This window comes from Mycobacterium sp. ACS1612, from assembly GCF_001667505.1.
Lineage (GTDB): Bacteria > Actinomycetota > Actinomycetes > Mycobacteriales > Mycobacteriaceae > Mycobacterium.
The window spans coordinates 64,443-76,327 of record NZ_LZHZ01000025.1; the positions used below are offsets into that span (position 1 = coordinate 64,443).

Genomic DNA, 11,885 nt, shown 5'->3' on the forward strand with positions numbered 1-11,885 from the left:
TTCGCGCCCTGGACACAGAGTGAACGATCGCCGTCGCCCGGTGCTGACACTGTGCCGCCATGGGGGAGTTGCAGCAGCCGTTCATAGGAAGCGAAGCGCTGGCGTCCGGCGTGCTGACGCGCGATCAGTTGCGCCGGTACTACCGCGCTCATATGCCGAATGTCTATTTCGACAAGCGCACAACGCCGACGTTCCACGAGCGCACGGTCGCGGCGTATCTGTGGTCGCGGCGCCAGGCGGTGGTCTCGGGGCTCGCCGCGTCGGCGATCCATGGCACGAAGTGGATCGACGACGATTCACCCGTCGAATTGATCTGGAACAACGCGCGCTCACCTCACGGCGTCATCACGCGCGAGGCGCTGCTCTTCACCGACGAACTCCAGCGCCTCAATGGATTGCAGGTGACGACGCCCGCGCGCACCGCGTTCGACCTTGGCCGCAGCGGACGTCTCGACGACGCCGTCGCCCGCTTGGACGCGTTGGCTCAGGCGACCGGCGTCAAAGTTCCCGATGTCGAAGAGGTAGCGGCTCGGCATCACCACACCCGCGGCCTGCGTCAACTCGAGACTGCGCTGGACCTCACGGACGCGGGCGCAGAGTCGCCGCAGGAAACCTGGTTGCGGCTGTTGGCAATTCGCGCTGGGTATCCGCGGCCCCGGACACAGATTCCAGTGCTGAGCTCCGACGGCCGTCGACGGTATCGCCTCGACATGGGGTGGGAGGACATCATGCTGGCGCTGGAGTACGACGGCGACCACCACCGGACTACTCGCAGTCGATACGCCTATGAAATCGAACGTGCTGAGGATCTGCACGCGTTGGGTTGGACTGTCGTCAAGGCGGCTGCGCGACACCAGAGTGCGAGTGTCTTGCGCCGGCTAGAACGGACGTGGCATTCGTTGACTCTGCGTTGAGGGCGTCTCGCGCGGAGTTTTCTGCACCCTCAGCGCAGAGTCAACGCAAAGGAGCTAGCTGAGCCGCTCGATGATCATCGCCATGCCCTGGCCGCCGCCGACGCACATGGTCTCCAGACCGAACTGCTTGTCGTGGGTCTGCAGATTGTTCAGCAGCGTGGCGGTGATCCGCGCGCCGGTCATGCCGAACGGGTGACCCAGCGCGATCGCGCCGCCCGACACGTTCAGCTTGTCCAGATCCATGCCCAATTCACGGGCCGAGCCGAGCACCTGCACGGCGAACGCCTCGTTGATCTCGTAAAGGTCGATGTCATCGATGGTCATCTGAGCGTTGGCCAACGCCTTACGCGTCGCCTCGATCGGACCGAGCCCCATGATTTCCGGCGACAACCCTGACACGCCGGTCGAGACGATGCGCGCCAGCGGCGTCAGCCCCAACTCGCGGGCCTTGGCATCCGACATCACCACCACCGCGGCGGCGCCGTCGTTCAGCGGGCACGCATTGCCCGCGGTGATCGTCCCGTTCGGCCGGAACACCGGCTTCAACTGCGACACCGCCTCGTACGTGGTGCCTGCGCGCGGCCCGTCGTCCTTGGCCACTGTCGAGCCGTCGGGCAGCGTCACCGGCACGATCTCGCGGTCGAAGAAGCCGCTCTTGATGGCCTCCTCGGCGCGATTCTGGCTGCGCACACCCCAGTGGTCCTGCTCGTCGCGGCTGATGCCGGTGTGCAGCGCGACGTTCTCCGCGGTCTGGCCCATCGCGATGTAGACGTCGGGAAGCAATCCGTCGGCACGCGGGTCGTGCCATTCTTCTGCGCCTGCCGACGCCTGCGCCGAACGCTGCTCGGCGTCGGCGAACAACGGGTTGTGCGAATCCGGCCAGCCGTCCGAGGTGCCCTTCGGGAAACGCGAAACCGTCTCGACGCCAGCCGAAATGAACGCGCTGCCCTCGCCGGCCTTGATCGCGTGGAACGCCATCCGGGTGGTCTGCAGTGACGACGAGCAGTACCGGTTCACCGTGGTGCCTGGCAGGAAGTCGTAGCCCAGCTCGACGGCCACCGCGCGACCGATATTGAAGCCGGCCTCGCCGCCGGGCTGGCCGCAGCCCATCATCAGGTCGTCGATGTCCCGGGGATCGAGCGCGGGCACTTTGTCCAGCGCGGCGCGCACCATCTGCGCGGCCAGATCGTCGGGCCGCATCTCGACCAGCGAACCCTTACCGGCGCGGCCGATCGGCGAACGCGCGGTCGAAACGATGACGGCTTCAGTCATGGCGGCTCCTCGTTATCGAGTGGATAACGAGAAACCTAGCTGGCCGAGACCACGATGGGTGCGGGGACCCCAGTCGAGCGACGCCACAGCCTGCCGATGCTGCCCACCCTGGCCAGCAGCGAACCGTGCCCCGCCGAGCGCGCCTGCAGCGCATCGTCGGCCATGGGGTGCCCCAGCGCGTTACCGAGCGCGGGCAGCAACTGCTTGGCCGCCAACGCGTATCCCGCGGCCGACGGGTGAAACATGTCGTGGGAGAACAACACTTCGGGCTTCTTGCGGAACTCGGGTGCGAGCAGATCCGAGAACGGAACCGGCACACCGCCTGCCGACCGGACCTCCGAGGCTTGCGCACGCGCCAGCCGCAATCCGCGGCTGCGGGCCACCCAGCGCAGCGGTTGTGGAATCGCGGTGATCACGCCGAAGTCCGGGCAGGTGCCGACCACCACGACGGCGCCGCTGGCGCGCAGTCGTCCCACTGCCCGGCCCAATCGGCGGGCCGACGGTCCGATGCCGTTGGGCTTGGTGATGTCGTTTGCTCCGATCATGATGACCGCCGCATCCGGCGGCGGGCCCGCCACGAACATCGCGTCGATCTGGCCCTGCAGACCCTTCGACGTCGCGCCGACGATCGCCTTTGTGCTCAACCTCACACGCTTACCGGATTCCTCCGCCAAACCGCGCGCAAGCAGCACACCGGGAAGTTCGTCGGGGTGCTGGCAGCCGTAGCCGGCGGCGGTGGAGTCGCCGAAGACCATCAGATGCAGGTCGAACGGAACTCCGCGATGCCAGCGCTCGACCGGGCCGCCGCCCGGTGCGTACACGCCGTCGGCGCGCGGCGGGATGTCCCATGACTTCGGTATCACGCGTCGTGCCTGATCGGCCTGTCCGGTCAGCAGGTTGCGGGCCCCGATATAAGCGGAGCCTGTCGACGCCAGTCCGGCCGCCGCCGCAAGGGCGATGGTCGATCGACGCCCCACCCGAATGCGCACAGCACAAGTTTATGTGGGAATTGCGGTGCTCTCCGCGTGGGAGACAGGATCAGCGATCACATTGCGGTATCAAGTCCGGTATCGATTTTGACAAGTTCGTTGTTTGAGTAGTTATAGGGTGTCAAGCTAACGGTGTTGGGTTAGCTCAGTTAATTCTGGAACACCCCGGCACTATGATGGCGTAGGAGTGGTGGCGATGACGGCACCGAGTAAGGTATCTCGATCGATGCATGCTGGCGTCAGCCCAGCTAGCTCACGTAAACCGCGCAAGTTTCCGGTCAGCGACGGCGCCCCCGTCGAGATCGTCGAGGACGGCCCCAGCCTTGCGGGACGGCTGACGGCGCTGGCCGCTCTGCTAACTATCCGGCCGACGCTAGCAATCGGCAGCTATGCGCCCCGACTGCCCTGGCCATGGGGTTTGGTCGATTTCGTGTCCCGCGTGATGCGGCCCGCTCCCGGGACGGTCCGCGCCACCATTTCTTTGCCGAACTGCACTGCGCAGTTGGTACGCGCCGCAGGCGTGCTTCCCGCCGACGGCAAGCGAAGCGTGATCCTCTATATGCACGGCGGCGCGTTCCTCACCTGTGGCGTGCACTCGCACGGCAGGCTGGTGACCGCGCTGTCGAGATACGCCGACAGCCCGGTGCTCGTCGTCAACTACCGGATGATCCCGAAGCACTCCGTCGGCATGGCGCTCGACGACTGCTACGAGGCCTACAAATGGCTGCGCCTCAAGGGCTACGAGCCCGATCAGATCGTGCTGGCCGGCGATTCCGCCGGGGGTTATCTCGCCTTGGCGCTGGCCGAGCGGCTACAGCAGGAGGGGCTGGCCACCGAATCGCCCGCGGCCATCGTGACCATGTCGCCGCTGTTCGAGATCGACAACGAGACGCGGGCCAACCATCCGAACATCCGCACCGATGCGATGTTCCCGCCCAAGGCATTTCACGCGCTCGTCGAGCTCGTCGAGCAAGCCGCGGAACGGCACATCGTCGATGGCAAGCCCGAAGAGGTCTACGAACCGCTCGACCACATCGAACCCGGACTTCCGCGCACATTGATTCATGTGTCCGGCTCGGAGGTTCTGGTCAGCGACGCCCGCAAGGCCGCCCATATGCTGGCCGCCGCAGGAGTGCCCGTCGAGGTGCGGGTCTGGCCGGGACAGATGCACGTCTTCCAGTTGGCCGCGCCGATGGTTTCCGAGGCCAGCCGGTCGTTGAAGCAGATCGGCGACTACATCCGAGAGGCCACCTGGTAGCCGATCGACGGGCCTGAGACCATGGTCTTATGCGCATAGCCCGGCACGTCAGTGAGCTCATCGGCAATACCCCTCTGGTACAGCTGAATTCTGTTGTGCCCGGCGGCGCCGGCACTGTCGCAGCCAAGATCGAGTACCTCAACCCCGGCGGCAGCGCCAAAGACCGCATCGCGGTGAAGATGATCGACGCCGCGGAAGCCAGCGGCGAACTGCGGCCCGGCGGCACCATCGTCGAACCGACCTCCGGTAACACCGGTGTCGGGCTGGCCCTCGTCGCCCAACAACGCGGCTACAAATGCATTTTCGTCTGCCCGGACAAGGTCAGCGAGGACAAGCAGAACGTGCTGCGCGCCTACGGTGCCGACGTCGTGGTGTGCCCGACGGCCGTGCCGCCCGACCACCCCGACAGCTACTACAGCGTGTCCAACCGGCTCGTCGAGGAGATCGACGGCGCGTGGAAACCCGACCAGTACTCCAATCCGATGGGGCCGGCCAGCCACTACGAGACAACCGGACCCGAAATCTGGGCCGACACGGACGGCAAGGTCACCCACTTCGTGGCGGGCGTCGGCACCGGCGGCACCATCACCGGCGCCGGCCGCTACCTCAAGGAGGTGTCCGGCGGGAAGGTGCGCGTCGTCGGCGTCGACCCGGAGGGATCGGTGTATTCCGGCGGCACCGGCAGGCCGTATCTGGTGGAGGGCGTCGGCGAGGACTTCTGGCCGTCGGCATACGACCCCACCGTGCCCGACGAGATCATCGCGGTGTCCGACGCGGACTCGTTCGAGATGACCCGCAGGCTGGCGCGCGAAGAGGCGCTTCTGGTCGGCGGCTCGTGCGGCATGGCTGTCGTCGCCGCGGTCAAGGTGGCCGAGGCGGCCGGCCCCGACGCCCTTGTGGTGGTGCTGCTGCCTGACGGCGGAAGAGGTTACCTTTCAAAGGTTTTCAACGATGCGTGGATGTCGTCCTACGGTTTCCTGCGCACTCGCCTTGACGGTTCGGTCGAGGAGTCGACCGTCGGCGACGTGCTGCGGGGCAAATCGGGGGCGCTGCCGGATCTGGTGCACACCCATCCGCAGGAGACGGTTCGCGACGCGGTGAGCATCCTGCGGGAGTACGGCGTTTCGCAGATGCCGGTGGTCGGTGCGGAACCGCCGGTGATGGCGGGGGAGGTCGCGGGCAGCGTGTCGGAGCGCGAGCTGCTCTCCGCGGTGTTCGAGGGCCGCGCGAAACTCGCCGACGCCGTCTCACAACACATGAGTCCGCCGCTGCCGCTGATCGGCGCAGGCGAACTCGTCAGCACGGCGGCCAAGACGTTGCGCGAATGCGATGCGGTGATGGTGGTGGAAGAGGGCAAACCCGTCGGGGTTCTCACCCGCCACGATTTACTCGGGTTTTTGTCCGACGGCAACATCCGTAGGTAGCGGTCCAAGATCAACTTCCGGGGAGAAATCCCTGTTATCGGGGAATTCTCAGGTTACTGTAGGCACGCTCGGTGCCAGCTGATTCCCACTGGAAGGCGTCCATGACCGATCAACCGCCCCCACCTCCTGGTAACTATCCGCCACCGCCGCCGCCCGGTGGGTATCCGCCGCCGCCTCCGCCTCTGGGTGGTGGCTATCCGCCTCCGCCGCCAAGCGGTGGCTACCAAGGCCCTCCGCCGCAAGCCGCGACGGCCTATCCGCCACCGGCCGCCGCAGGACCGGCGCTGCCCAAAGAGGCCTACACCCCGTGGGGCACCCGCGTCGTGGCGTGGTTGATCGACTTCATTCCGCTGGCGATTCTCGAGGGCATCGGATGGGGGCTGCTGCTCGGCACCCAGGAAACCGCGTGCATCACCGACACTTCCGAATACGACCTCGGTGAGTTCTGCGCGACGGGCGCATCGACGCTCGGCCAGATCTCGATCATCGTCACCGGGATCATCGCGCTGGCCTACTGGATTTGGAATCTGGGTTACCGGCAAGGCACCACCGGCTCGAGCATCGGCAAGTCGATCATGAAGTTCAAGATCATCAACGAAAAGACCGGACAGCCAGTCGGTTTCGGTATGTCCTTCGTGCGCGAGGTGCTCTACTGGTTGGCCGCCGGGCTGTGCTTTGGCATCCTGTGGCTAGTGGCGGTTCTGTTCCCGCTCTGGGATGTCAAGCGGCAGACGCTGATTGACAAGATCCTTAACCATGTTGCGCTGCCGATCTAGGGCGAAAGCCAGAAGGTACTCATGACTGATCAGCCACCTCTGCCAGGCGGCTACCCACCGCCGCCCCCGCCAGGGGGTTACCCGCCTCCCGGCGGCTATCCGCCACCACCGCCACCGGGAGGCGGTTATCCGCCGCCGCCTTCGCCTGGCGGCTATCCGCCACCACCAAGGCCAGGGGGCTATCCGCCACCACCAAGGCCCGGGGGCTATCCGCCGCCGCCTCCGCCCGGCGGTTATCCACCGCCACCTCCTGGCGGCGGCTACGCCGCTGCGCCCACTCCCGGCTACCAGACGCCTGGCTACGGCACCCAACCGGAGTTGAACATTGGTGAGGGCTTCTCCTGGGCGTGGAACAAGTTCACCCAGAACGCGGTTCCGCTGATCGTCTCGGCGCTGATCTTCGGCGTGATCGTCGCCGTGGTCTACGGAATCATCTACGGCCTGGCGTTCGCGCTCGCTCCGTCCAGCGTGAGCACATACGACACGTCCGGAAACGGTTTCGAGTACTCGACGAGTGCGTCGTTCGGCCTCGCGAGCATCCTCGTGCTCATCGTCGGCTCGCTGCTGTTGTTGGTGCTCGTCGCCGCCCTTCAATCCGCGTACCTCGGCGGAATACTCGACATCGCCAACGGCCAACCCGTGACGATCGGGTCATTCCTCAAGCCCCGTAACGTCGGCAACGTCATTGCGGCAACACTGATCATCGGTATCGCCGCATCGATCGGCTATGCGCTGTGCGTCATCCCGGGTCTCGCCGTGGCGCTGTTGACCTTCTTCGCGGTCATCGCACTGCTCGACCGCAACCTGTCCGCGGTCGACGCGATCAAGACGAGCTACGAACTGGTCAAGGCCAATCTGGTGCCGACGCTGCTCGTCTGGTTGTCGTGTGCAGCCATCGCGGTCGTCGGCGCGCTGGTGTGCTTCGTCGGGTTGTTCGTCGCCATTCCGGTGGCGGCGCTGCTGCAGGTGTACGCATGGCGTCGGCTCACCGGTGGACAGATCGCGGCGCTCAACCCGCAGCCGCTGCCCCCCGGACCGCAGCAGCAGTTCGGCCCTCCCGCGCAGTAGCGGTTCGCCGGAAGGCCTCAGCCTGTAAGGGCAGCGCCTTCCGGTGAATGCGCGCCGATCGACCGCCATGACCGAAAACCCGCCGCTCGCATCGCTGCCTTTGCAGGCAGAAGCCTTCACCCCCTGGTTCACCCGGGTGGTGGCTTTCGTCGTCGACTGGGCACCGATCGGTCTGGTCTGGTCGGTGCCGTTGCTGGTGATGCTCGCCACCGGCGACACGCAGTGCATCAGCAGTGTCTACTTCGGCGCCAGGGACCCGCTCTGCTCGTCAGGCGCACACCAGTTCTGGACCGGCTTTCTCGGTTTCGCACTGCTGCTCGTCGTCGCCTACCCGCTGTGGAACAACGGCTACCGCCAGGGCACGACGGGCCAGAGCATCGGCAAGTCGCTGATGAGGTTTCAGGTTGTCAGCGAAAAGGATTGGCAGCCAATCGGTTTCTGGCGATCGGTGTTGCGGCAACTCGCCCACAACATCGACGTCGCGGTCTGCTACCTCGGCTACCTGCTGCCGCTGGTGGACAAGAAGCGGCAGACCATCGCCGACAAGATCATGAGCACCGTCTGTGTTCCGGTGATCCCGGCGCTCACCGGAACGCGCTGACACCGGTCAGCGCCTCACCGATGACCAACTGATGCACCTCCGACGTGCCCTCATAGGTCAGCACGGACTCCAGGTTGTTGGCGTGCCGGATGACCGGATACTCCAGCGTGATTCCGTTGGCGCCCAACAGCGTACGACACTCTCGCGCGATCTTGATCGCCTCGCGGACGTTGTTGAGCTTGCCGAAGCTGACCTGCTCGGGGCGGATCTTGCCCTCGTCTTTGAGCTTGCCGAGATGCAGCGCCAGCAACTGCGCCTTACCGAGTTCCACCGCCATGTCGGCGATCTTGGCTTGCGTCAGTTGATATCCCGCCAGCGGCTTGTCGAACACCTCGCGGGTGCCGACGTAGTCCAGCGTCGTCTGCAGACAGTCACGCGCGGCGCCCACACTGCCGAACACGATGCCGAACCGTGCCTCCGACAGACAGCTCAGCGGACCCTTCAGACCCGACGCCTCCGGCAACTGGGCGTCGGCGGGCAGGCGAACGTCGTCGAAATGCAGCTCTGAGGTGATCGAGGCGCGCAGGGACAGCTTGTGCGTCATCTCCCGCGTCGAGAAGCCGGGGGTGTCCGCGGGGACGACGAATCCCACGATGCCCTCCTTCGACCTGGCCCACACCACCGCGACGTCGGCCACCGATCCGTTGGTGATCCACATCTTCGAGCCGTTGAGGATCCAGTCCGATCCGTCGCGACGGGCGGTGGTGCGCATGCCCGCGGGGTTGGAGCCGAAATCCGGTTCGGTCAACCCGAAACAGCCGATGACGTCACCGGTGGCCATCGCAGGCAGCCACTGGGTGCGCTGGTCCTCACTACCCCAGCGGTGGATGGCGAACATCGCCAGCGAGCCCTGCACCGACACCAGGCTGCGCAGTCCCGAATCGACGGCCTCCAATTCCTGGCACACCAGCCCGTAGGCCGTCGCCGTCGACCCGCCGCAGCCGTATCCGGTCAGGTGCATTCCCAGCACACCCAGCTTGCCGAGGTCGGAGGCCAGCTCCCGAACCGGGACGGAACCCGCCTCGAACCACTCCGCGACATGCGGACGCAACCGCTGCTCACCGAACCTGCGCACGGTCTGCCGCAACTCGATGTCTTCGGGTGTCAACAGCGAGTCGAGGTCGAGCAGGTCTTCAACGCGGGTAGCCATGGTCCATGTCTACACCGCGTGTCTCGTTGCCTTTGGCACGACCGAAAATTCGCGTATCCGAATACGCTATGGCGTCCCCTGACGCTGGCAGACAATGTTTGCCGGGAAGGGGGAGACATTCGTGACCATGCCAGTGGAGCGTTGCGACGTCTGCGTCGTGGGTGCCGGCATCGCCGGGCTGAACGCGTTGTTCGTCGCCAGTCAATACCTGTCCAGCGATCAGAGGGCGATCCTGGTGGACCGTCGGCCGCGCGTCGGCGGCATGTGGGTCGACACGTACCCGTATGTGAAATTGCATCAGCCGCATCCGATGTTCACCGCCGGAAACATCAGATGGACTCTCGGCGCGAAACCCGCGCACCTGGCGACCAAAGCCGAGGTGCTCGACCACTTCGCCTACTGCCTCGACGTGATCAAACAGCGGGCGCGCGTCGACGAGTTCTTCGGCTGGACAGTCGAGTCCCACGACGAGGCCGACGGGGTGGTGCGCGTCGCGTGCAGTTCGGCCGACGGCCGCCGTTCGGTGATCGAGGCCAAACGGTTGATCAAGGCCTACGGGCTCAGCGTTTCGCCGAACAGGCCGCTCGAGCTGTCCAGTGACCGCGTGCTCTCGGTTTCTCCCGACTACTGCGATATGCGATGCGACGAGATGCGCGCCAGCGACGCCCCCGTCTGGATCATCGGCGGCGGCAAGACGGCGATGGACACCGCGCACGCGTTGATCACCGAATATCCGGGCCGCGAGGTGAATCTGGTGGCGGGCTCCGGCACGTACTTCATGAACCGGGACCGGCTGCTTCCGACCGGCGTCAGGCGGTACTGGGCAGGCACCTCCTTCGGCAAGCTCGGGCTGGAGATGGCCCGTCGCTTCGACGGAACCAACGAGATAGCCGTCAAGCAATGGTTCCGCGACACCTACGGCACCTGGTTGACCCCCGAGACCGGCAACTTCCTCGCGGGTCTGCTGTCCGAGTCGGAGAACCGGACCATCGCGGCCGGCATCAACGACGTGATCATGGACCACCTCGTCGATGCCGTCGACCGCAACGGCGATACTGATCTGGTCCTGCGCAGCGGCGCGACCAAGGCCATCCAACCGGGCAGCTGGATCGTGAACTGTACGGGTTACCTCAACTACGACGAAACGAAGCCCTATGAGCCTTACGTCTCGTCGAGCGGCGCGGTGCTGTCCATTCATCCGCGGTCCCTGACGCTCCAATTGACTTCGCTTATGGGCTATTTCATGACGCACCTGCTGATGCTGGACAAGATCACCGACATTCCGCTGTACGAACTCGATGCGATGGATCTGCGGCGCAAATCGAATGCGGCATTCGGCTTCACGCTTTTCACGCTTGCGATGTACAACCTGGGCCTCATCGCCGGACAGATCCCGAGGAAAGCGCTGACCGACTGCGGGGTCGATCCGAGCCTTTGGTATCCGCTGCCACGACGGTTGATCGACGCAGCGCAGTTCATGCGCGCGGGCCGTCGTGAGCGCGAGCGGCAACAGCGCACCCTCGACACCGTGCGGGAACGGTTCGACGTCCGGTGCGGCCCGCTACCTACGTAGCACGGCTCTCGGCCGGGTGCGCGGCGAACCACTCCAGCAGCAGGCCGGCCGTTCGGTCGGGCGCTTCGTCGAGGATCCAGTGCGAAACACCATGGAGCACCTCGAATCGATAGTCGGCCCGCACATAATCGCCCGTGAGGCGAGCGCCCTTCTCCAGTAGGGCGATGTCGCCGTCACTCCAGATGAGCATCGACGGCACCATGACGGGCCGACTGGCGTCGCGTGACTTGCTCAGCGGGATCGCCCGATACCAGTTGAGTCCGGCCGTGAGCGCCCCGGGCTCCCTCATGGCCGTCGCCTCGGCCTCTGCGAGTTCGCGAGCATGCTCTGCGCGATCCTTCACCATGCCGCTGAGCCCGAATGTCCGTTGCGTCCGCAACAAGTACCGCTCCGGTATTCGCGGCAATTGAAAGAACAGCATGTACCACGCGGCAAGCGCCTGCCTGCTCGTCACCATCGCCTTGTAATACGCGCCGGGGTGGGGCACCGACAGCGACGTCACAGTGAGTAAGCGATCGGGATAGAGCTGCGCTACGCGCCACGCGATGGCACCGCCCCAGTCGTGACCCACGAGATGCACCCGGTGGGCACCACTGGCGTCGATGAGGGTCATGATGTCGGCGGCGAGTTCGTCGGCGCGGTAATCCCGCCTGCGGGTCGGCCGTGCGCCTGGTGAGTAGCCGCGTTGTCGAGGGGCCAGGCACCGGTACCCGTCGGCGGTGAGCCGAGGGGTGATGCGCCGCCACATGATGTGCTGGTTCGGGAAGCCGTGCAGCAGGATCACCACCGGCCCGTCCGCAGGGCCGTCGTCGATGACGTCGAACACCAGATCGCCACGGCGGAACTGTTCCATCAGCCAA

General features: G+C 65.6%; 11 protein-coding genes. 7 read left to right on the forward strand and 4 right to left on the reverse strand.

Features of this window, described 5'->3' with window-relative positions; all coding sequences use genetic code 11:
* Nucleotides 1-59: 59 nt before the first annotated feature.
* Nucleotides 60-914 carry a hypothetical protein gene (locus A5724_RS10295; protein WP_067800285.1) on the forward strand — a complete coding sequence of 285 codons (855 nt, stop codon included), beginning with the start codon at nucleotides 60-62 and terminating at the stop codon, nucleotides 912-914.
* A gap of 54 nt (nucleotides 915-968) precedes the next feature.
* Here the strand turns inward: A5724_RS10295 and A5724_RS10300 are convergent, their stop codons facing one another.
* A complete protein-coding gene (locus tag A5724_RS10300; RefSeq protein WP_067800287.1) occupies nucleotides 969-2,186 on the reverse strand; it encodes an acetyl-CoA C-acetyltransferase in 1,218 nt (405 codons plus the stop codon).
* 35 nt (nucleotides 2,187-2,221) lie between these two features.
* Nucleotides 2,222-3,175 (reverse strand): SGNH/GDSL hydrolase family protein, encoded by a 954-nt coding sequence (locus tag A5724_RS10305; protein WP_067800290.1) that lies wholly within the window; start codon nucleotides 3,173-3,175, stop codon nucleotides 2,222-2,224.
* 196 nt (nucleotides 3,176-3,371) lie between these two features.
* On the opposite strand from A5724_RS10305, the gene A5724_RS10310 reads away from it, so the two are divergent.
* The 5 genes from A5724_RS10310 (at nucleotide 3,372) to A5724_RS10335 (ending at nucleotide 8,302) form a co-directional block, all read left to right on the forward strand.
* Complete coding sequence (locus A5724_RS10310) at nucleotides 3,372-4,433, forward strand: alpha/beta hydrolase (protein WP_067800478.1); 1,062 nt, start codon at nucleotides 3,372-3,374, stop codon at nucleotides 4,431-4,433.
* Nucleotides 4,434-4,462: 29 nt separating this feature from the next.
* Nucleotides 4,463-5,857: a cystathionine beta-synthase gene (locus tag A5724_RS10315; RefSeq protein WP_067800293.1), complete on the forward strand. Its 1,395-nt coding sequence runs from the start codon at nucleotides 4,463-4,465 to the stop codon at nucleotides 5,855-5,857.
* A 101-nt stretch (nucleotides 5,858-5,958) separates the two neighbouring features.
* Nucleotides 5,959-6,633 (forward strand): RDD family protein, encoded by a 675-nt coding sequence (locus A5724_RS10320; RefSeq protein ID WP_067800296.1) that lies wholly within the window; start codon nucleotides 5,959-5,961, stop codon nucleotides 6,631-6,633.
* Between the two features lie 21 nt (nucleotides 6,634-6,654).
* Nucleotides 6,655-7,701: a hypothetical protein gene (locus tag A5724_RS35100; RefSeq protein WP_082964954.1), complete on the forward strand. Its 1,047-nt coding sequence runs from the start codon at nucleotides 6,655-6,657 to the stop codon at nucleotides 7,699-7,701.
* Nucleotides 7,702-7,768: 67 nt separating this feature from the next.
* A complete protein-coding gene (locus A5724_RS10335; protein ID WP_067800303.1) occupies nucleotides 7,769-8,302 on the forward strand; it encodes an RDD family protein in 534 nt (177 codons plus the stop codon).
* Here the strand turns inward: A5724_RS10335 and A5724_RS10340 are convergent.
* Nucleotides 8,286-9,452: an acyl-CoA dehydrogenase family protein gene (locus tag A5724_RS10340; RefSeq protein ID WP_156752221.1), complete on the reverse strand. Its 1,167-nt coding sequence runs from the start codon at nucleotides 9,450-9,452 to the stop codon at nucleotides 8,286-8,288. The genes A5724_RS10335 and A5724_RS10340 overlap by 17 nt on opposite strands.
* Before the next feature lie 127 nt (nucleotides 9,453-9,579).
* Here A5724_RS10340 and A5724_RS10345 point away from each other — a divergent pair, with 127 nt between their 5' ends.
* Nucleotides 9,580-11,025, forward strand: coding sequence for an FAD-dependent oxidoreductase (locus A5724_RS10345; protein WP_067800490.1), 1,446 nt, complete (start codon nucleotides 9,580-9,582; stop codon nucleotides 11,023-11,025).
* Here the strand turns inward: A5724_RS10345 and A5724_RS10350 are convergent.
* Nucleotides 11,018-11,878 (reverse strand): alpha/beta fold hydrolase, encoded by an 861-nt coding sequence (locus A5724_RS10350; RefSeq protein ID WP_067800306.1) that lies wholly within the window; start codon nucleotides 11,876-11,878, stop codon nucleotides 11,018-11,020. The two genes, A5724_RS10345 and A5724_RS10350, sit on opposite strands and share 8 nt — an antisense overlap.
* Between the last annotated feature and the right edge of the window lie 7 nt (nucleotides 11,879-11,885).

Coding starts and splice junctions, on each gene's coding strand:
- A5724_RS10320 (WP_067800296.1), top strand. CDS start 5,959: ATGACCGATCAACCGCCCCCACCTCCTGGTAACTATCCGCCACCGCCG.
- A5724_RS10335 (WP_067800303.1), top strand. CDS start 7,769: ATGACCGAAAACCCGCCGCTCGCATCGCTGCCTTTGCAGGCAGAAGCC.
- A5724_RS10295 (WP_067800285.1), top strand. CDS start 60: ATGGGGGAGTTGCAGCAGCCGTTCATAGGAAGCGAAGCGCTGGCGTCC.
- A5724_RS10350 (WP_067800306.1), bottom strand. CDS start 11,878: ATGGAACAGTTCCGCCGTGGCGATCTGGTGTTCGACGTCATCGACGAC.
- A5724_RS10300 (WP_067800287.1), bottom strand. CDS start 2,186: ATGACTGAAGCCGTCATCGTTTCGACCGCGCGTTCGCCGATCGGCCGC.
- A5724_RS10315 (WP_067800293.1), top strand. CDS start 4,463: ATGCGCATAGCCCGGCACGTCAGTGAGCTCATCGGCAATACCCCTCTG.
- A5724_RS10340 (WP_156752221.1), bottom strand. CDS start 9,452: ATGGCTACCCGCGTTGAAGACCTGCTCGACCTCGACTCGCTGTTGACA.
- A5724_RS10345 (WP_067800490.1), top strand. CDS start 9,580: ATGCCAGTGGAGCGTTGCGACGTCTGCGTCGTGGGTGCCGGCATCGCC.
- A5724_RS10310 (WP_067800478.1), top strand. CDS start 3,372: ATGACGGCACCGAGTAAGGTATCTCGATCGATGCATGCTGGCGTCAGC.
- A5724_RS35100 (WP_082964954.1), top strand. CDS start 6,655: ATGACTGATCAGCCACCTCTGCCAGGCGGCTACCCACCGCCGCCCCCG.